This window comes from Streptomyces sp. NPDC048278, assembly GCF_040652195.1.
GTDB lineage: Bacteria > Actinomycetota > Actinomycetes > Streptomycetales > Streptomycetaceae > Streptomyces.
Window position 1 is genome coordinate 100,223 of sequence record NZ_JBEZLP010000034.1, and the last position, 19,570, is coordinate 119,792.

Sequence of the window (19,570 nt, forward strand, 5' to 3'; positions counted from 1 at the left end):
GACACGCTCGTACCGTCCCCTCATGTCCCTCCAGGCGTACGACCTCAGCGGACGCACCGCATTCGTCACCGGCGCCGCCGGCGGTATCGGCCGGGCGTCGGCCGTGCTGCTCGCGGAGGCGGGCGCGACCGTGCACTGTGCGGACCGGGACGCGGACGGCCTGCACGAGACGGCGGCGCTGATCAAGGAGCGGGGCGGCACCGCCCGTACCCACCCCCTCGACGTCACCGACCGGACCCGGCTCGGGGAGGCCGTGCAGTCCTGCGGGCGGCTGGACGTCATGGCGGCGATCGCCGGGATCATGCACCGCAGCCCGGTCCTGGAGACCAGGGACGAGGACCTCGACCGGGTGCTGGCCGTCAACTTCAAGGGCGTGCTGTACGCCTGTCAGGAGGCGGTGCGGCTGATGCTTGCCGGGCGGAACGGGGGCAGCATCATCACCATGGCCTCCGGCGCGATCGACACCGGCGGCCCCGGCCTGCTCTGCTACGGCGCGGCCAAGGCGGCCGTGGTGCAGCTGACCAAGACGCTCGCCAACGAGGTCGGCCGGCAGGGCATCCGCGTCAACGCGGTCGCCCCTGGCTGGACCCGCACCCCGATGACCGACCGCGACGACGGCGCGGAGCAGGAGCGGACGGAGGCCCGGATGGCCCGGATGTCGCCGCTGGGCCGGGTCGGCGAGGCGGCGGACGTCGCGCACGCGGTGCTCTATCTGGCCTCCGACGCGTCCTCGTTCACGACGGGCCAGATCCTGCGCCCGAACGGAGGGGTGGCGATGCCCTGGTAGCCCCCCGGGTCCGCCAGGCAGTCCGCCAGCGCGCCGGTCCCAGGGCTCCCGCCGCCCGGGCCCTCGGCACGCAGTTCACCGGCAGCAGGCTCAGCCCCCATCCGCCGGCCGCCACGGTCCCTTCCAGCGCACCGGCGCCGTCGGCGAACGTGATCCGCAGCACGGCCCACCACCACACCGCCGCGAACACCGCCGCAACCCCCCAGCGCACTATCCGCCCCACCATGGCCGTCACCTCCAGCCGGACGCTAGAACGCCGCCCGGTCCACCGGGGAGGCGCACCGAGGGCTCATCGATGCAACGGCCGTGGACCGGCATCGGCCTCTGCTATGCGTTCTCCGCCTGGAACCTCCCGTGCCACCGCTCGGGAACCGGAACCGCCCTGCTCCCGACGGAGTCGTCCCGGGAGACCGGACAGGCCGGCACGGCCGACGCCGCTCGCTCCGGTCTTCCGGCCCGTGCCGGACTGCGGGCTCTTCACGACGTACATGCGTTCTCTCCGGTCGTCAGCCCCCGGTCAGCGTTCCTCCACCATGACCGGACCGGCGGACACCGGCAAATGGACGCATGCCGTCCGCGGACGCGCGAAGGCCCCGGCCGCACCGTCCCGGTGCTGCCCGGGAGGGCCCCGGCCGGGGCCTCGCGCACTTCTTCGACGCCAGGTCGGCGCCGCGTCGGTCTAGATCCGCGCAGACGTCACGCGGCGACCACGTCCACCGCCTCGGCGGGCGCCTTGATGGTCACCCGTTCCGGTGGCACGCCGGTCACCGAGACGGTACCCAGCATCGGGCGAACCGGCGTGGGCACGGGCTCGGTGGCCTGGGCGGACTGGGCCAGCTCGGCGAGGGCGAGCTCGTCGCTCACTTCTCGCATGAGCTCGGACATCCGTACGTCCAGCGCGTCGCAGATGGCGGAGAGCAGCTCGGAGGAAGCCTCCTTCTGCCCCCGCTCCACCTCGGAGAGATAGCCGAGTGAGACTCGGGCGGACGAGGAGACTTCGCGCAGAGTACGGCCCTGGCGCTGGCGCTGCCGACGCAGCACGTCACCCAGCAGGCGACGGAGCAGAATCATCGGTGGCTCCCTCCTCGGACCGCGTAGCCGCATCCTTCACGCCCCACCGTACCGCCTTGCGCCGCGGCCGTGCGGGGAGCGATGTCGTGTTCACTCAGGGCTGCAAACATCAAAACCCCCCGTTCTGTTCCGTATCCTGTGTCCGCTCATTCCCGGTCTGTTCGCTCGCAAGCTCCCTCAGAAGCAGTGCGAGTACGCTCCGTACACTCTCTCTACGAATTTCCGCGCGGTCGCCGTTCAACCGCAGGGCCTCCACTTTTCCGCCAGCGGCAGAACCGGAACCAGGGCCGAACGGCCCGTCCACGGCCACGAAGACCGTCCCGACCGGCCGGCCGTCCTGCGGTTCCGGTCCGGCGACTCCGGTGGTCGCGAGGCCCCAGTCGGCGCCCAGCGCCTTGCGCACTCCGGCCGCCATCTGGGCCGCGACCTGCGGATCCACCGCTCCCCGCTGGGCCAGCAGAGTGGCGTCGACGCCCAGCAGGTCGTGCTTGAGCTCGGTGGCGTAGGCGGTGACGGAGCCCCGGAACGCCTTGGACGCCCCCGGGACCGTGGTGATCTCCGCCGCCACCAGACCGCCGGTCAGCGACTCGGCGACAGCAAGGGTCTGTCCCCTCACCGTCAGTAGTCGCACCAGTTCGGCGGCCGTGGAACTCACGCTTCCGTCTCCTCCGACGCCGCCGCGCGCTCGGCGATTCCCTGCCTCCGCAGCACAATGGCCTGTCTCACGTAGTCGAGTCCGGTGACGACGGTCAGGACGACGGCCGCGGCCATCACCCAGAACCTCAGGGTCGCCAGCCACCCCGTCAGTGCCAGCACGTACATCCCGACGGCCACGCCCTGGGTGAGCGTCTTGAGCTTGCCGCCGCGGCTGGCCGGGATCACGCCGTACCGGATGACCACGAAACGCATGAGCGTGATGCCGAGTTCCCGGGCGAGGATCACGATCGTCACCCACCAGGGCAGATCGCCCAGCCCGGACAGGCAGATCAGCGCCGCTCCCATGATCGCCTTGTCGGCGATGGGGTCGGCGATCTTCCCGAAGTCGGTGACGAGGTTGTAGGTGCGCGCCAGATGCCCGTCGAACAGGTCGGTGATCATGGCGATGGCGAAGGCCGCCCAGGCGAGCGAGCGCCACGCCGGGTCGTAGCCGCCGTCGGCCAGCATCAGGGCGACGAAGCCGGGCACCAGGACCAGCCGGAGCATGGTCAGCAGGTTGGCGACGTTCCACAGGCTGGCCTGGTTGACGGCGGCAGCGGCGATCTTCCCGCCGCGTACGGGCCGCTCGCCGTCGTGCGAACCGGCGTCACGGGAACTGCTGTCACGGGAACCGGTGTCACGGGAACCGGAACCGCGGGAACCGGAACCGCGGGAACCGGAATCCGGGGCGGCACCGGAGGTGGCGGCGGAGCCCGGGGCGCCGGGCGCACCGGAGGAGCCGCCCGCGGCGGACGCCGGGACTCCGGTCATCTGCCGGCCTCCTCACTCCATGCGGGCGAGCCCTGCAGCGGCTCGGCCACCAGGTCGACACCTTCCGTACCGACCACCTTCGCCTCGACCATACGGCCGACCCGCAGTCCGGCGCCGCTGGTGAGCAGCACCTGTCCGTCCGTCTCGGGCGCCTGGTGGGCCGCCCGGCCGTAGACGCCGTCCTCGTCGTCCACGGACTCCACGAGGACGTGCACGGTCTCTCCGAGGCGCTCCTCGGCCCGCTGCGAGACGAGTTCCTCGGCGAGCCGGGAGATGTGCGCGAGCCGCTCGGCGACGACCTCCTCGGCGAGCTTGTTCTCGTACGTCGCGGCCTCGGTGCCCTCCTCGTCGGAGTAGCCGAAGACGCCGATGGCGTCCAGGCGCGCGCCGTTCAGGAAGCGCTCCAGCTCGCCGAGATCGGACTCGGACTCGCCGGGGAAACCGACGATGAAGTTGGAGCGGACACCGGCCTGCGGGGCCTTGCTCCGGATGGTGTCGAGCAGCTCCAGGAAGCGGTCGGTGTCGCCGAAGCGGCGCATGGCCCGCAGCACGCCCGGGGCGGAGTGCTGGAAGGACAGGTCGAAGTACGGGACGACCTTCGGGGTGGAGGTCAGCACGTCGATCAGGCCGGGCCGCATCTCCGCGGGCTGGAGGTAGCTGACGCGGACCCGCTCGACGCCGTCCACCTCGGCCAGCTCCGGCAGCAGGGACTCCAGGAGACGGATGTCACCCAGGTCCTTGCCGTAGGAGGTGTTGTTCTCGGAGACCAGCATGATCTCCTTCACGCCCTGTTCGGCCAGCCACCGGGTCTCGTTCAGCACGTCGCTGGGGCGGCGTGAGATGAAGGAGCCGCGGAAGGACGGGATGGCGCAGAAGGAGCAGCGCCGGTCGCAGCCGGAGGCGAGCTTGACCGAGGCGACCGGGGCGCCGTCCAGGCGGCGGCGCAGGGGCGCACGCGGGCCGGAGGCGGGTGCGACGCCCTCCGGGAGGTCGGCGGGGCCGTGCCCGGGGAGCGCGACCGCGGCGGCCGAGTCCTGCCGCTCGGCGGGGCTGATGGGCAGCAGCTTGCGGCGGTCGCGCGGGGTGTGCGAGGCGTGGATGCCACCGTTGAGGATCGTCTGCAGCCGGTCGGAGATGTCGGAGTAGTCGTCGAAGCCGAGCACGCCGTCCGCCTCGGGCAGCGCCTCGGCGAGTTCCTTGCCATACCTCTCGGCCATGCAGCCCACCGCCACGACGGCCTGGGTTCTGCCGTGGCCCTTGAGGTCGTTGGCCTCCAGGAGGGCGTCGACCGAGTCCTTCTTGGCGGCCTCGACGAATCCACAGGTGTTGACGACGGCGACGTCGGCGTCCGATGCGTCCTCGACGAGCTGCCAGCCGTCCGCCTCCAAGCGGCCTGCGAGCTCCTCCGAGTCCACCTCGTTACGGGCGCAGCCGAGAGTGACAAGTGCGACGGTACGGCGTTCAGGCATGGGCTCAAGACTACTTTGTCTCACTGACAGCCCACGTCGAAGGGGCTGGCCGATCATGGCCAACCCCTTGTGTACGTGCATGATCCGAACGATTATCCGACTTCCGGGTCGCCCTTGGTGTACGTCAGACGCTCCACCGCACCGGGCCGGAACTGGTCCTCGATCTTCTTTCCGTTGACGTAGAGCTGGATGGCTCCGGCGTCGCCGAGGATCAGGTTGATCTTGGAGCTGTCCTGGAAGGTCTTGGACTCGCCCTTCTTCAGGAGCCCGTCGAAGAGCATCCGGCCGTTGTGGTCCTTGGCCGAGATCCAGCTGCGTCCGTTGACCGCGCTGACCTGGACGGTGACCTTGTCCTGGGGCGCGGCGGCGATCGCGCTGTCGGAGGGCTCGGGGGTCTTGCCGGGCTTGCTCTCCTTCGGGGTCGGCGAGGCCGGCTTGCTGGTCGAGGGAGCGGGCCCCTCGGCGACCGACTGCTTGGCGTCGTCGCCGTTGCCGCCCTTGAAGGCGGTGAAGCCGACGAAACCGATCACGACGACGATCGCGGCGACCATGGCCGCGGTCCAGTTGGGCCCGCGCCGCTCAGGGCGGATACGTTCCGCCTCGAACAGCGGCGCGGCGGGCGTCGGCGCGGGCCGCCCACCACCGTGCTCCGCCGCGAACTGCGCGAGCAGCGGCTCGGGGTCGAGACCGACGGCCTTGGCCAGGGTCCGGATGTGCCCGCGGGCGTAGACGTCACCGCCGCAGGGGGCGAAGTCGTCGGCCTCGATGGCGTGCACGATGGCGATACGGACCCGGGTGCTCCCGCTGATCTCGTCGACGGTCAGCCCGGCGGCGATGCGGGCCTGCTTGAGGGCTCGGCCTACGGAGGGGCGGTTTTCCTCGGACACGTCTGGGAACGGACGCTCGTCTTCAGGGGAGTTGCTGCCGATGGACACGGGGGCGCCTTTCGAGCGTGTAGCCACCTGTGCTGGAGGTTCAGTCTATGGGGGGTGCGAAAGGGTGAGGCAACCGGGCGGTACGACTTTGTACGCCATCGGTATGGCCCGACATCCCGATGACGGGTCAGGTGCGCGCCCCAGCATGGGGTGCACACCTTTCCTCTCGCTCAACTTGACGTACGTCAAAGGGAAACGGTTGCCCGACGGTCCCTAACGGGTGGATCACGGCGGTGACACCACCCGGCCCACAGGCGCCCGTAGCCCTCAGACAGGTCTACCCCTTCAGGTCTACCCCTCGGACTCCCCACGGATCACAGCAAGCACCCCGTCCAGCTCATCAGGTTTTACCAATACGTCGCGCGCCTTGGACCCCTCGCTCGGCCCGACCACACCGCGCGACTCCATGAGGTCCATGAGCCGGCCGGCCTTGGCGAAGCCGACGCGCAGCTTGCGCTGGAGCATGGACGTGGAGCCGAACTGGGTGGAGACGACCAGCTCAGCGGCCTGGCAGAGCAGGTCGAGGTCGTCGCCGATGTCCTCGTCGATCTCCTTCTTCTGCTTGGTGCCCACGACGACGTCGTCCCGGAAGACCGGCGTCATCTGGTCCTTGCAGTGCTGGACGACGACGGCGATCTCTTCCTCGGTGATGAACGCGCCCTGCAGACGGGTCGGCTTGTTCGCCCCCATCGGCAGGAAGAGTCCGTCGCCCTTGCCGATCAGCTTCTCGGCGCCGGGCTGGTCGAGGATGACGCGGCTGTCGGCGAGCGAGGAGGTGGCGAAGGCGAGCCGGGAGGGCACGTTCGCCTTGATGAGACCGGTGACCACGTCGACCGACGGGCGCTGGGTGGCGAGCACCAGGTGGATGCCGGCCGCCCGCGCGAGCTGCGTGATGCGCACGATCGAGTCCTCGACGTCCCGCGGGGCGACCATCATCAGGTCGGCGAGCTCGTCGACGATCACCAGCAGGTACGGGTACGCCTGGAGCTCGCGCTCGCTGCCCTCGGGCGTCTTGAGCCTGCCGTCGCGGACGGCCTTGTTGAAGTCGTCGATGTGCCGGTAGCCGAAGGCGGCCAGGTCGTCGTAGCGCAGGTCCATCTCGCGGACGACCCACTGGAGCGCCTCGGCGGCCCGCTTCGGGTTGGTGATGATCGGCGTGATCAGGTGCGGGATGCCCTCGTAGGCGGTCAGCTCGACGCGCTTGGGGTCGACGAGGACCATCCGCACGTCCTCCGGGGTGGCCCGCATCATGACCGAGGTGATCAGGCAGTTGATGCAGGACGACTTGCCGGAGCCGGTGGCGCCGGCGACGAGCATGTGCGGCATCTTCGCGAGCGAGTGCATGACGTAGCCGCCCTCGACGTCCTTGCCGAAGGCGACCAGCATCGGGTCGTCGTCCTCGGCGGACTCGGCGAGCCGCAGCACGTCGCCGAGGTTGACCATCTCGCGGTCGGTGTTGGGGATCTCGATGCCGACCGCGGACTTGCCCGGGATCGGGCTGATGATCCGCACGTCGGGGCTGGCGACGGCGTACGCGATGTTCTTGGTGAGCGCGGTGATCCGCTCGACCTTCACGGCGGGGCCGAGCTCGACCTCGTAGCGGGTGACCGTCGGCCCGCGGGTGAAGCCGGTGACGGCCGCGTCGACCTTGAACTCGGAGAAGACGTTGGTGAGCGAGGCGACCACCCGGTCGTTGGCCTCGCTGCGCGCCTTGCCGGGGCCGCCGCGGGTGAGGAGGTCGAGCGACGGCAGCGAGTAGGTGATGTCGCCGGAGAGCTGGAGCTGCTCGGCGCGCGGGGGCAGGTCTCGGTGCTCCGCGGGCGCCGGTTTCGTCAGGTCCGCGACGACCGGCTCGACCTTGAGCCGCTCCTGCTTGGGCCGCGCGGCCGGAACCGGATTCGGGCTCGGATTCGGGCTCGGAGTCGGACTCGGGCTCGGGCTCGGCGCCGGCAGGGGTGTCGGGGTGGTCTCCTCGCGGTCGCCGACGCCGACGCCCTGGGTGAGGTCGGCGACGAGCGGCGAGGGCGGCATGCCGTGCAGGACGGCGCCGTCGAGCGCGGCGGCGGCTGCCGCCGCGACGTCCACGGCGTCCAGCCGGCGGCCCAGCTCGGGCTGCGGCACGGCGGAGCGCCGGGGCCGGCCCCGGCGCTTGGCGAGGGCCTCCTGTTCGGCGCCGTCCGGGTCGTACTCCTGGGGGGCGCCGGAGCGCCTGCGGGGGCGCGCGGGCAGCGCCTGGCGCCACTGATCGTCGTAGCGCTCGTCGTCCTCGCTGTACTCCTCGTACCCGTCGTCGGGCTCGGGGTCGTGCAGCAGCCCGAGGCGCGTGCCGAGCGCCCGCAGCCGCTGCGGGATGGCGTTCACCGGGGTCGCGGTGACCACGAGCAGCCCGAAGATCGTGAGCAGCGCCAGCAGGGGTACGGCGAGGACCTCGGTCATGGTGTAGGTCAGCGGGGTCGCCGCCGCCCAGCCGATGAGGCCGCCGGCGTCCCTTATGCCCTGCATGCCGTCGCTGCGGGCGGGCGAGCCGCAGGCGATGTGCACCTGGCCGAGCACGCCGATGACCAGCGCGGACAGGCCGATCACGATCCGTCCGTTGGCGTCCTGCTGCTCGGGGTGGCGCATGAACCGCACGGCGATCATCGCGAGCAGTATCGGCACCAGCAGGTCGAGGCGGCCGAAGGCACCGGTGACGAGGATCTCGACCAGGTCGCCGACCGGACCGCGCAGGTCGGCCCAGGTGCCGGCGGCGACGATCAGGGCGATGCCGAGCAGCAGCAGGGCGATGCCGTCCTTGCGGTGGGCCGGATCCAGGTTCCTGGCTCCCTGTCCTATGCCGCGGAAGACGGCGCCGACGGCGTGCGCGACGCCGAGCCAGAGGGCGCGCACCAGGCGGTACACGCCCCCGGTGGGGCTGGGCACCGGCTTGGGTGCCGGCGCGGACTTCTTCGCCGCGGTCCTCTTGGCGGGCGCCTTCTTGGCCGGGGCTTTCTTCGCGGCGGCCTTCTTCGCCGGAGCCTTCGAGGGAGCGGCCTTCTTCGCGGGCTGCTTCTTGGCTGCCGAGGGACGTGAGGCCATGGGTGTGAGATTACCGGGGGATGCGACAGGGGACACGTGTGCCCACAGCTTCACCCGTTCGTGTCGCCCTTCGCGGGGCGCAGAACTGACGCACGCTCATGGGCAACTGCGTCCGCGGTCGCGGTCAGTTCTGCGACGGAAGCGACGGCGCGGCGCCGCCCGTGCCCGGTTCGAGGGCGTCGAGCGCCCGGCGCAGTCCGGTGAGTTTGCGCTCCAGGTGAGCGGCCGTGGCCACCGCTGCCGCGTCCGCGGACTCGTCGTCCAGCTGCTTGGACAGCGCCTCGGCCTGCTCCTCGACGGCCGCGAGCCGGGCGGACAGCTCGGCGAGCAGTCCCGCGGACTCCTTGCCGGCGACCGCGCCGCCCTTGCCGCCGCCCTCCAACTGGAGCCGCAGCAGCGCCGCCTGCTCCCGGAGCTGGCAGTTCTTCATGTACAGCTCGACGAACACCGAGACCTTGGCGCGCAGCACCCACGGGTCGAAGGGCTTGGAGATGTAGTCGACCGCGCCCGCGGCGTAGCCCCGGAAGGTGTGGTGCGGACCGTGGTTGATGGCCGTCAGGAAGATGATCGGGATGTCCCGGGTCCGCTCCCGCCGCTTGATGTGCGCCGCGGTCTCGAAACCGTCCATGCCCGGCATCTGGACGTCCAGCAGAATCACCGCGAAGTCGTCCGTGAGCAGTGCCTTGAGCGCTTCCTCCCCGGACGATGCCCGCACCAGTGTCTGATCGAGCGCAGAGAGGATGGCCTCCAGCGCCAGCAGATTCTCCGGCCGGTCATCGACCAGGAGGATCTTGGCCTTCTGCACCATGGCCCGCCCTCCTCGCCCCGGATGTGCACCGGGCGCCGCCCCAGGGGACGACTCCCTTTCGCCGCCCGTCCTTGTGCCGGTCATGGTAGCCGCACCCCGCCTGTCGCCACACCCTGTCACCGCGATGTCACTGTGCACGTAGCAGAAACGCAGCCGGAGACCAGAAGGTTCCCCCAATCCCGCACTTCTACACGGGTTCCGCCACCCTGAGTCAGCAACTCCCCGCGCACACGGAACGTTCCCGAAACGTTCACATCACACCTGGCCGTTCCGGTCACTCCGCGCGCATCCACTGCTCCATCACCGCCAGAAGATGATCGGGGTCGACCGGCTTGGTGACATAGTCCGAGGCGCCCGACTCGATGGCCTTCTCCCGGTCGCCCTTCATCGCCTTCGCGGTGAGCGCGATGATCGGCAGCCCGGCGAACTGCGGCATCCGGCGGATCGCATTGGTCGTCGCGTAGCCGTCCATCTCCGGCATCATGATGTCCATCAGGACGACCGCGACATCGTCATGCTGCTCCAGGACCTCGATGCCCTCCCGGCCGTTCTCCGCGTACAGCACCGACAGACCGTGCTGCTCCAGGACGCTGGTGAGCGCGAAGACGTTGCGGATGTCGTCGTCGACGATCAGCACCTTCTCCCCGCCGAACCGCATGCCCCGGCGCGGCTGCGGGGACGTCGCCTCCTGCTCGGCGAGCACCGGCCACGCCTCGGCCACCGGCGCCCCCCGGCGACGGCGCCTGAAGAGCGCGGCGGCCCCGTTCTGGGTCTCCTGGTACGACTTCACCTCGGCCGGAGTCTCGATCTCCACGCCGGACGCCTCCAGGGCCAGGTGATGCGAGGCGACCAGGTCCCCGGCCTCCAGCTGGGGCACCGACTGCTGGTAGCCCTGCGGCGGCAGCTCACTGGGGTGCAGCGGCAGGTACAGCGTGAACGTGGAGCCGCGGCCCGGCTCGCTCTGCGCGTGGATCTCACCGCCGAGCAGCTGCGCGATCTCCCGCGAGATCGACAGCCCGAGGCCCGTACCGCCGTACTTGCGGCTGGTCGTGCCGTCGGCCTGCTTGAACGCCTCGAAGATCACCCGCATCTTGCTGGCCGCGATGCCGATACCGGTGTCGGTCACCGAGAAAGCGATCAGCGGCGCGTCCGGATCGCTGAGCGAACCGGCCTCCAGAAGCTGCTCCCTGATCCCCACCGGGACATCGCCGCTGGCCGGCCGGATCACCAGCTCCACCGAGCCGGAGTCGGTGAACTTCACCGCGTTGGACAGCAGGTTGCGCAGCACCTGGAGGAGCCGCTGCTCGTCCGTGTGCAGGGTGGCCGGCAGCTCCGGCGAGACCCGCACCGACAGGTCCAGGCCCTTCTCCGCGGTCAGCGGCCGGAAGGTGGCCTCCACGTAGTCCACGAGCTGGACGAGCGCGATCCGCGTCGGGGAGACGTCCATCTTGCCCGCCTCGACCTTCGACAGGTCCAGGATGTCGTTGATCAGCTGGAGCAGGTCGGAGCCCGCGCCGTGGATGGTCTCGGCGAACTCCACCTGCTTCGGCGACAGGTTGCCCTCGGCGTTGTCGGCGAGCAGCTTGGCCAGGATCAGCAGCGAGTTCAGCGGGGTGCGCAGCTCGTGCGACATGTTGGCGAGGAACTCGCTCTTGTAGCGCATGGAGACCGCGAGTTGCTCGGCGCGCTCCTCCAGGACCTGCCGGGCCTCCTCGATCTCGGTGTTCTTCACCTCGATGTCCCGGTTCTGCTGGGCCAGCAGCTCGGCCTTCTCCTCCAGTTCGGCGTTGGACGCCTGGAGGGCCTTCTGCCGGTTCTCCAGCTCCGCCGACCGCTCCTGGAGCTGCTCGGTCAGCTCCTGCGACTGCTTCAGCAGCACCTCGGTCTTGGTGTTGACGGAGATGGTGTTGACGCTCGTCGCGATCATCTCGGCGATCTGGTTGAGGAAGTCCTTCTGGATCTGCGTGAACGGCGTGAAGGACGCCAGCTCGATCACGCCGAGCACCTTGCCCTCGAACAGCACCGGAAGCACGATCACCTGCGCCGGCGGGGCCTCGCCGAGCCCGGAGGAGATCTTCAGGTAGCCGGTGGGCGCCTTCTCCACCAGGATCGTGCGCTTCTCCTGGGCGGCGGTCCCGATCAGCGCCTCACCGGGCCGGAACGACGTCGGCATGGAGCCCATCGAGTAGCCGTACGACCCGAGCATGCGCAGTTCGTACGCGTCCTCGTCCTCGGCGTTCGCGTCCTTGCCGTCGACCAGCGGCATCGCCAGGAAGAACGCGCCGTGCTGCGCGGTCACCACCGGCGTCAGCTCGCTCATGATCAGGGAGGCCACGTCCACCAGGTCGCGGCGGCCCTGCATCAGCGCGGAGATCCGGGCCAGGTTGCCCTTGAGCCAGTCCTGCTCCTGGTTGGCCACCGTGGTGTCGCGCAGGTTGGCGATCATCTTGTTGATGTAGTCCTGGAGTTCCTGGATCTCGCCGGACGCGTCCACGTCGATCTTCAGGTTCAGGTCGCCGCGGGTCACCGCGGTCGCCACGCGCGCGATGGCACGCACCTGCCGGGTCAGGTTCCCGGCCATCTCGTTCACGGACTCGGTGAGGTCCCGCCAGGTGCCGTCGACGTCACGCACGCGTGCCTGCCCGCCGAGCGCCCCCTCGGTGCCCACCTCGCGGGCGACCCGGGTGACCTCCTCGGCGAAACTGGACAGCTGGTCGACCATCGTGTTGATCGTCGTCTTGAGTTCGAGGATCTCGCCGCGCGCGTCAATGTCGATCTTCTTGGTCAGGTCACCCTTGGCGATGGCCGTCGTGACCATCGCGATGTTGCGCACCTGACCGGTCAGGTTGGACGCCATCTGGTTCACCGACTCGGTGAGGTCCTTCCACGTACCCGCCACACCCGGTACATGCGCCTGACCGCCCAGGATGCCGTCCGTGCCCACCTCGCGGGCCACCTTGGTGACCTGGTCGGCGAACGAACTCAGCGTCTTCACCATCTGGTTGATGGTGTCGGCGAGCTGGGCAACCTCGCCGCTGGCCTCGATGGTGACCTGCCGGGTCAGGTCGCCGTTGGCGACCGCCGCCGACACCTGGGAGATGTTCCGCACCTGCATGGTCAGGTTGTTGGCCATCTGGTTCACGTTGTTGCTGAGGTCCTTCCAGATGCCCGTGACACCCGGAACGCGCGCCTGACCGCCCAGGATGCCCTCGGTGCCCACCTCACGGGCCACCCGGGTCACCTGCTCCGCGAAACTCGACAGCTGGTCGACCATGGTGTTGACCGTCGTGACGAGTTCGAGGATCTCGCCCTTCGCGTCAACGGTGATCTTCTTCGACAGGTCGCCCTTGGCGACCGCGGTCGTGACCTCGGCGATGTTGCGCACCTGGATGGTCAGGTTGTTCGCCATGAAGTTCACGGACTGGGTGAGGTCCTTCCAGGTGCCCGCGACCCCCTGCACCTCGGCCTGGCCGCCGAGGATGCCCTCGGTGCCCACCTCGCGCGCCACGCGCGTGACCTCCTGGGCGAACGACGACAGCTGGTCGACCATCGTGTTCAGGGTGTTCTTCAGCTCCTGGATCTCACCGCGCGCGTCCACGGTGATCTTCTGGGAGAGGTCACCCCGGGCCACCGCGGTGGCCACCTGGGCGATGTTGCGGACCTGGGCCGTCAGGTTGCCGGCCATGCCGTTCACGGAGTCCGTCAGGTCCCGCCACACACCGGCCACACCGGGCACCTGCGCCTGACCGCCCAGCCGGCCCTCCGTACCCACCTCACGGGCCACCTTGGTGACCTGGTCGGCGAAGGCGGACAGTTGATCAACCATCGTGTTGATCGTGTTCTTCAGTTCGAGGATCTCGCCGCGCGCGTCGACGTCGATCTTCTGGGACAGGTCGCCCCGCGCCACCGCCGTCGTCACCTGGGCGATCTGCCGCACCTGCGAGGTCAGGTTGCCGGCCATGAAGTTGACGGAGTCCGTCAGCTCCTTCCAGGTGCCCGACACGCCGTCCACGCGCGCCTGGCCGCCGAGGCGGCCCTCGGTGCCCACGTCCCTGGCCATCCGCGTCACCTGGTCGGCGAAGCTGGAGAGCTGGTCCACCATCGTGTTCACGGTGTTCTTCAGCTTCAGCATCTCGCCGGAGACGTCGACCGTGACCTTCTGCGACAGATCACCGTTGGCCACCGCCGTCGTCACCTGGGCGATGTTGCGGACCTGGCCCGTGAGGTTGCGGAACGCGGTGTTGACGGAGTCGGTCAAGTCCTTCCAGGTACCGGCGGCCCCGGCCACCTGCGCCTGACCGCCCAGCTCACCCTCGACACCGATCTCCCGGGCCACCCGGGTGACCTCGGCACCGAACGACGACAGTTGATCAACCATGCCGTTGACGGTGTTCTTCAGCTCCAGCATCTCGCCGGCCACGTCGACGGTGACCTTCTGCGACAGATCACCGTTGGCCACCGCCGTGGTCACCGCGGCGATGTCGCGCACCTGCGTGGTCAGGTTCCGGAAGACCGTGTTGACGGAGTCCGTCAGGTCCTTCCAGGTACCGGCCGCGCCCGGCACGTTCGCCTGCCCGCCGAGCCGCCCCTCGCCACCGACCTCGTTGGCCACACGCGTGACCTCGTCCGCGAAGATCCGCAGCGTCTCGGTCATCTGGTTGATCGTCTCGGCGAGCTGCGCGACCTCACCGCGCGCCGGAACGGTGACCTTGCGTGACAGGTCACCGTTGGCGACCGCGGTGGTCACCTCCGAGATCCCGCGCACCTGGGCCGTCAGGTTGCCGGCCATCGTGTTGACGGAGTCGGTGAGCTCCTTCCACGTCCCCGCCACCCCCGGCACGTTCGCCTGACCGCCCAGGATGCCGTCCGTGCCCACCTCGCGGGCGACCCGGGTCACCTCCGAGGAGAACGCCGACAGCTGGTCCACCATCGTGTTGACGGTTTCCTTCAGCTCCAGCATCTCGCCGGCGACCTGAACCGTGACCTTCCGCGACAGGTCACCCTTGGCGACCGCCGTCGTCACCAGCGCGATGTCCCGCACCTGCGCCGTCAACCGGTACGCCATCGTGTTCACCGAGTCCGTGAGGTCCCGCCACGAACCGGACATACCGCGCACCCGGGCCTGACCGCCCAACTTGCCCTCGGTGCCCACCTCGCTGGCCACCCGCGTGACCTCGTCGGTGAACGTCGACAACTGGTCGACCAGGTTGTTGACGGTCCGGCCGACCTTCAGGAACTCACCGCGCAGCGGATGCCCGGCCCCGTCCGCCGACGGCGACCGCAACTCCATCCGCGGCGACAGGTCGCCCTCGGCCACCGCCGTCAGGACCCGGCCGACCTCGGAGACCGGCCGTACCAGGTCGTCCACGAGGGCGTTGGAGTTGTCGACGGCCGCCGCCCAGGAGCCCTCACAGGCGCCCGTCTCCAGCCGCTCCGTGAGCTTTCCCTCACGTCCGACGACACGCCGTACCCGGGACAGCTCACCCGTGAGGTGGAGATTGCGGTCGGCCACCTCGTTGAAGACCGCCGCGATCTCCGACATCACGCCGTCCCCGGACACCGTGAGCCGCTTGCGGAAGTTGCCGTCCCGCATCGCCACGAGCGCCACCAGCAACCGGTTCAGCGAAGCCGTGTCCACCGCGGTGGTCCCGTCACCGCCCCGCTGCCTGCTCAGGGACGGTCCGCCCTTCGCGCGCGCCCTAGTGCCCCGCGCCGCTGCGCCAGACTCCACTGTGTCCCTCCCGCAGGGGTCGACCGTTACTGCTGTGCTCGGACACCGCCATACTCGGCGTACCGCTTACTCCGGCGTACCGGTTACTGCTGCGTATTTCTGCCAGACGACATCCGGCCACACCAGGGGCTGCTGCCCACCGCACACGCAACGCATTCGGGCTGACCGGACCTTCATCACAAGCCTGCCCAGTGTTTCACCCTCACTCAACCAGGCCATAACAGTTCGGCAGCTTCGCACATCGTCCGCACACCCTGGGGGCGTAAACACTGGCGACCGGCATCCGCTCGGACGGCGAAGGTAAGTAACCTTGCATGCGGCTGTCCAGCCGCACCGGTCCGTCCGGCCTGGGCGGTGGCACGAGAACGAGCGGGCATTCGGAGGGGCGGCCGCAGACCATGACCACCGGAGTGATCCCCGGGGGACACAACCCGGAGCCACGGCCAACGGGCGAGCGCATGCCGCAGCAGCGGCACCAGCCCGGCCAGGCAGGCCCGCATGTCGAGACCCGGACGGGGAGTTCTGTGATCACCGCGCGCGCGGCCTCCACCTTCGAGCCCGTCGGGCGATCGGTCGCGACCGCCCGGTCCTTCGTCCGCGACACCCTCCAGGGCTGGGGCTTCGCCGACGTCGTGGACGATGCGGTGGTCCTCACCAGCGAACTCGTGACCAACGCGGTGGTGCACGCCGGCACCCACGCCGACGTGCTGTGCCTGCGCACGGACGACGGAGTGCGCATCGAGGTCGCCGACCGCTACCCGGAACGCGAGGTCCCGCTCCAGGGCTCCGCCGTCAACATGGGCAGCCCCGACCGCGAGGGCGGACGCGGACTCCAGTTGTGCGCGGCCCTCGCCGCCCGCTGGGGTGTCGAGTACACGTCCACGCACAAAAATGTCTGGTTCCAGCTCGATCTCCCCGAACGCCCGGTGGGCACCCGCGCGGCCGGCCCGTCCCTCCCCGCCGACCTGCTGCCTCTCGCCGACGGCCGGGTCCGGGTCGCGGTCGTCCAGATCGACCGCAAGGGCTCCATCTCGGCCTGGAACGAGGACGCCGAGGAGGTCTTCGGCCACGCCGCCGCCGACGTCACCGGCAAGCCGCTCAGCGACCTCGCCGCCTGGCCGCACACCCCCGGCACCGGCACCGGCATCGCCGAGGCCCTCCAGCTCTCCCGCTGGGAGGGCAGCTACGGCATCCGCGGCGCCGACGGCCGCGTGACCCCCGTCTACGCCTCGCACCTGAGAGTCCGCGACACCGGCGGCGAGCCCTCCACCGTCTGCCTGCTCGTCCGCGACCACGAACGGGCCGTCCTGCAGACCCCGTTGCGCGTCCCCGCCTCCGACGCCGGCGGCGCCTCCGACGGCCAGAACAGCGACCCCTTCGAGGTGTTCATCGGCTCCCCCGCCCCTGACGACCTCGACGGCCTCCTCCAGCGCACGGTCGAACGCGCCCGCGACATGCTCGACGGCGACTCCGCGTTCCTGCTCCTCGCCACCGACGACGAGACCGAGTTGGAGGTCCGCGCCTCCACCGGCCTCCCGTCCGCCCGCCAGCGCTTCGCACGGGTGCCCGTGGAAGCCGGCCCCGGCCGCTACGGCTCCGCCCGCATGCCGGCCGTACACGACGATCTGGCGGCCGTTCCGGGCGCGGTCCCCCTCCTGGCCGGCACCGGCATGCGCTCGGTCGTCACGGTCCCGCTGAAGGTCGAGGGCCGCCTCACCGGCTCCCTGGGCGTCGCGGCCGAGGCACCGGGCCGGTACTCCAACGAGGAGGCGCTGCGCCTCCAGTTCGCCGCCGACCGCATCGCCCTGGCCGTCGAGTCGGCCCGCCTGGGCGAGCTGGAACGGCTGCGCCGCGGCTCGCTCAGCTTCCTCGTCGAGGCCTCCGACCTGCTCGCCGGCACCCTGGACCGCGACCAGACCCTCGCCCTGATGGCCCAGATGACGGTCCCCACCCTTGCCACCTGGTGCGCCGTCTACACCATCGCCGACCAGGCCTCCGACCCGTACCTGTCGTACGTCCTGCACGAGGACGAGGAACTCATCGACGGCATCAAGTCGTTGCTCGCCAAGGTGCCCCCGCCGGACCCGGTACCCACGCCCGGCGCCCGCGTCTGGACCGCCCCCGGCGAGCACGCCCACCAGGCCGCCCTGCGCAGCTCCATGCGCAGTCTCGGCCTGACCGGTGGCCCCACCCGCCAGGTCTCCGCCGGCATCGGCCCGACGCTCGCCACCGCCTCCGCCGTGGGCGGCGAGACCGTCGTCCTCCCCCTGGTCGCCCGCAACCGCGTCATCGGCATGCTCACCCTCGGCAAGCCCACCGACGAACACTTCCGCCAGGAGATCCTGGAACTGGCCGAGGACCTGTCCCGCCGGGCCGCCCTGGCCCTGGACAACGCCCGCCTGTACTCGGAGCGCACGGCCATCAGCCAGGCCCTCCAGCGCAGCCTCCTGCCCCCGGGCACCCCGCACATCGAGGGCATGGAGGTCGAGGTCATCTACCGCGCGGCCGGCGAGGGCAACGAGGTCGGCGGCGACTTCTACGACGTCTTCCCCATCGCCGACAACGCGTACGGCTTCGCCATCGGCGACGTCTGCGGTACGGGCCCCAACGCAGCCGCGGTCACCGGCCTCGCCCGGCACGCGCTCCGCCTCCTGGCCCGCGAGGGCCTCAGCGGCCCCGCCGTCCTGGAGCGCCTCAACTCGGCCATCCTGGACGAGGGAGCCCGCAGCCGCTTCCTGACCCTCCTGTACGGCGAGATGCGCCCCCAGGAGGACGGCAGCGCCGAGATGAAGGTCGTCTGCGCCGGCCACCCGCTCCCGCTGCGCCTCCGCCAGGACGGCACGGTCGAGGCCGCCGCCGAACCCCAGCCCCTCCTCGGCGTCATCGAGGACCTGGAGCTGTACGAGCAGACGGTCACTCTCGACCCGGGCGACGTCCTCCTCTGCGTCACCGACGGCGTGACGGAACGCCGGGAGGGCACGCGCATGCTGGGCGACGACGGACTCGCGGACGTCCTGACCACCTGTACGGGCCTGACGGCGGGCGCCGTCGCCGCACGCATCATGCGCGCGGTGGAGCGCTTCGCGTCCGACGCCCCGTCCGACGATATGGCCATTCTGGCGATGCGGGTCCCCGGCCTTCAGAAGGACTGAGAGGGCAGGGGAAGCAGGGCATGAGAAAGGCCCCGCCCATAAGGGCGGGGCCTTTTCAGCGGAGCCCCCAAACGGAATCGAACCGTTGACCTTCTCCTTACCATGGAGACGCTCTGCCGACTGAGCTATGGGGGCCTGTCGCCTTTTCGAGGTTTCCCCCGTGGCAACGGAATAGATCATACCCCGAACAGACCCGAGTTCCCAAACTCGTTCAGTAGGCGGCCTGAAGCAGTCCGCCGAGGGCATTGCAGGCGGACACGATCCGCTGCATCTCCCGCTTCGTCAACGCGGCGTCCACGGGCAGCGCCAGCGTCACGTCCGCGGCCACCTCGGTTTCCGGCAGGGAGACACAGCGCCGGAATTCCGGCAGTCGGTGCACCGGCGTCTTCACCGGCACCCGGCAGTCAACTCCCTTGCCCCGCAGCGCCCGAGCGAAGGCGTCCCGGTCGGGCCGGCCGTTCCCCGGCACCCGCACGACGTACTGCTGGTAGGTGTGCCCGTCGCCGCCGTCCGGCGTCCGCACACCGCGCAGCTTCGCATCGAGGTAGGTGGCCCGCTGCCGGCGCTGCGCGATCTCGTCGTACGGAGCCTCCGACTCGCCCTGCTCCAGCACCAGCAGCCCGTGCCGCTGCCCCAGCTCGCGCAACCGCCGGACGTCGGCCCACCGTCCGAACCGGTGCACGACAACGACCGCCGCAGAACGGGCAGTTACGGCTGCCTCCACCGCCCTCGCGTCGAGGCAGTAGGTCAGCGGATCTATGTCGGCGAACACCGGAAGCGCACCGGCCAGTGTCACGGCCTCGGCGACTTCGACGTTCCCGAAGGCCGGCACGATGACCTCGTCGCCGACTCCGACACCGGCGGCCCTGAGCATTGCAGCAGTACCCATGCTGGGATGCTCGGCGCGGAACGTGAACGACACGTTACGCAAAACAAAAAAGGGTTGGACCCGGAACCGAAGTTCCAGATCCAACCCTTTGAAGAATTGTTCGGCGGTGTCCTACTCTCCCACAGGGTCCCCCCTGCAGTACCATCGGCGCTGTAAGGCTTAGCTTCCGGGTTCGGAATGTAACCG

The 19,570-nt window shown here is 70.1% G+C and carries 12 protein-coding genes, 1 tRNA gene and 1 rRNA gene; 2 read left to right on the top strand and 12 right to left on the bottom strand.

What is annotated here, in order from left to right:
• Positions 1-22: 22 nt before the first annotated feature.
• Complete coding sequence (locus AB0D74_RS39880) at positions 23-787, top strand: SDR family NAD(P)-dependent oxidoreductase (protein WP_362598267.1); 765 nt, start codon at positions 23-25, stop codon at positions 785-787.
• Here the strand turns inward: AB0D74_RS39880 and AB0D74_RS39885 are convergent.
• The 9 genes from AB0D74_RS39885 to AB0D74_RS39925 form a co-directional block, all read right to left on the bottom strand.
• A complete protein-coding gene (locus AB0D74_RS39885; protein WP_362598270.1) occupies positions 735-1,013 on the bottom strand; it encodes a hypothetical protein in 279 nt (92 codons plus the stop codon). The two genes, AB0D74_RS39880 and AB0D74_RS39885, sit on opposite strands and share 53 nt — an antisense overlap.
• Positions 1,014-1,483: 470 nt before the next feature.
• The gene (locus AB0D74_RS39890; protein ID WP_351484950.1) at positions 1,484-1,858 is read right to left on the bottom strand and encodes a helix-turn-helix transcriptional regulator; all 375 of its coding nucleotides are present in this window, start codon (positions 1,856-1,858) and stop codon (positions 1,484-1,486) included.
• A gap of 109 nt (positions 1,859-1,967) precedes the next feature.
• Complete coding sequence (locus AB0D74_RS39895) at positions 1,968-2,513, bottom strand: CinA family protein (RefSeq protein ID WP_362598273.1); 546 nt, start codon at positions 2,511-2,513, stop codon at positions 1,968-1,970.
• Positions 2,510-3,325 (bottom strand): CDP-diacylglycerol--glycerol-3-phosphate 3-phosphatidyltransferase, encoded by an 816-nt coding sequence (pgsA, locus tag AB0D74_RS39900; RefSeq protein ID WP_362598275.1) that lies wholly within the window; start codon positions 3,323-3,325, stop codon positions 2,510-2,512. The genes AB0D74_RS39895 and pgsA overlap by 4 nt, the downstream gene beginning before the upstream one ends.
• Positions 3,322-4,794, bottom strand: a complete 1,473-nt coding sequence (gene rimO / locus AB0D74_RS39905) for a 30S ribosomal protein S12 methylthiotransferase RimO (RefSeq protein ID WP_362598278.1) — start codon at positions 4,792-4,794, stop codon at positions 3,322-3,324. Before rimO ends, pgsA begins: the two co-directional genes overlap by 4 nt.
• A gap of 92 nt (positions 4,795-4,886) precedes the next feature.
• Positions 4,887-5,729: a RodZ domain-containing protein gene (locus AB0D74_RS39910; protein ID WP_362598281.1), complete on the bottom strand. Its 843-nt coding sequence runs from the start codon at positions 5,727-5,729 to the stop codon at positions 4,887-4,889.
• 291 nt (positions 5,730-6,020) lie between these two features.
• Entirely contained in the window at positions 6,021-8,804 is a 2,784-nt protein-coding gene (locus AB0D74_RS39915) for a DNA translocase FtsK (RefSeq protein ID WP_362598284.1), read from the bottom strand.
• A 124-nt stretch (positions 8,805-8,928) separates the two neighbouring features.
• Positions 8,929-9,612, bottom strand: coding sequence for a response regulator (locus AB0D74_RS39920; protein WP_362598287.1), 684 nt, complete (start codon positions 9,610-9,612; stop codon positions 8,929-8,931).
• A 274-nt stretch (positions 9,613-9,886) separates the two neighbouring features.
• Positions 9,887-15,343: a HAMP domain-containing protein gene (locus AB0D74_RS39925; protein ID WP_362598290.1), complete on the bottom strand. Its 5,457-nt coding sequence runs from the start codon at positions 15,341-15,343 to the stop codon at positions 9,887-9,889.
• 398 nt (positions 15,344-15,741) lie between these two features.
• Here AB0D74_RS39925 and AB0D74_RS39930 point away from each other — a divergent pair, with 398 nt between their 5' ends.
• Positions 15,742-18,495 carry a SpoIIE family protein phosphatase gene (locus AB0D74_RS39930; RefSeq protein WP_362598293.1) on the top strand — a complete coding sequence of 918 codons (2,754 nt, stop codon included), beginning with the start codon at positions 15,742-15,744 and terminating at the stop codon, positions 18,493-18,495.
• Between the two features lie 62 nt (positions 18,496-18,557).
• On the opposite strand, the gene AB0D74_RS39935 is transcribed toward AB0D74_RS39930, so the two are convergent.
• From AB0D74_RS39935 to rrf, 3 genes are all read right to left on the bottom strand, one after another.
• Positions 18,558-18,630: transfer RNA gene (locus tag AB0D74_RS39935), tRNA-Thr, on the bottom strand.
• Between the two features lie 76 nt (positions 18,631-18,706).
• Positions 18,707-19,369, bottom strand: a complete 663-nt coding sequence (locus AB0D74_RS39940) for a DegT/DnrJ/EryC1/StrS family aminotransferase (RefSeq protein WP_362598310.1) — start codon at positions 19,367-19,369, stop codon at positions 18,707-18,709.
• 113 nt (positions 19,370-19,482) lie between these two features.
• Positions 19,483-19,570: ribosomal RNA gene (gene rrf, locus AB0D74_RS39945) — 5S ribosomal RNA — on the bottom strand; the annotation flags it as partial.

What these genes read in the sequence shown, in the direction of transcription:
- pgsA (WP_362598275.1), bottom strand. Translation starts at nt 3,325, where the DNA reads ATGACCGGAGTCCCGGCGTCCGCCGCGGGCGGCTCCTCCGGTGCGCCC.
- AB0D74_RS39920 (WP_362598287.1), bottom strand. Translation starts at nt 9,612, where the DNA reads ATGGTGCAGAAGGCCAAGATCCTCCTGGTCGATGACCGGCCGGAGAAT.
- AB0D74_RS39940 (WP_362598310.1), bottom strand. Translation starts at nt 19,369, where the DNA reads ATGCTCAGGGCCGCCGGTGTCGGAGTCGGCGACGAGGTCATCGTGCCG.
- AB0D74_RS39915 (WP_362598284.1), bottom strand. Translation starts at nt 8,804, where the DNA reads ATGGCCTCACGTCCCTCGGCAGCCAAGAAGCAGCCCGCGAAGAAGGCC.
- AB0D74_RS39885 (WP_362598270.1), bottom strand. Translation starts at nt 1,013, where the DNA reads ATGGTGGGGCGGATAGTGCGCTGGGGGGTTGCGGCGGTGTTCGCGGCG.
- AB0D74_RS39880 (WP_362598267.1), top strand. Translation starts at nt 23, where the DNA reads ATGTCCCTCCAGGCGTACGACCTCAGCGGACGCACCGCATTCGTCACC.
- rimO (WP_362598278.1), bottom strand. Translation starts at nt 4,794, where the DNA reads ATGCCTGAACGCCGTACCGTCGCACTTGTCACTCTCGGCTGCGCCCGT.
- AB0D74_RS39890 (WP_351484950.1), bottom strand. Translation starts at nt 1,858, where the DNA reads ATGATTCTGCTCCGTCGCCTGCTGGGTGACGTGCTGCGTCGGCAGCGC.
- AB0D74_RS39930 (WP_362598293.1), top strand. Translation starts at nt 15,742, where the DNA reads ATGACCACCGGAGTGATCCCCGGGGGACACAACCCGGAGCCACGGCCA.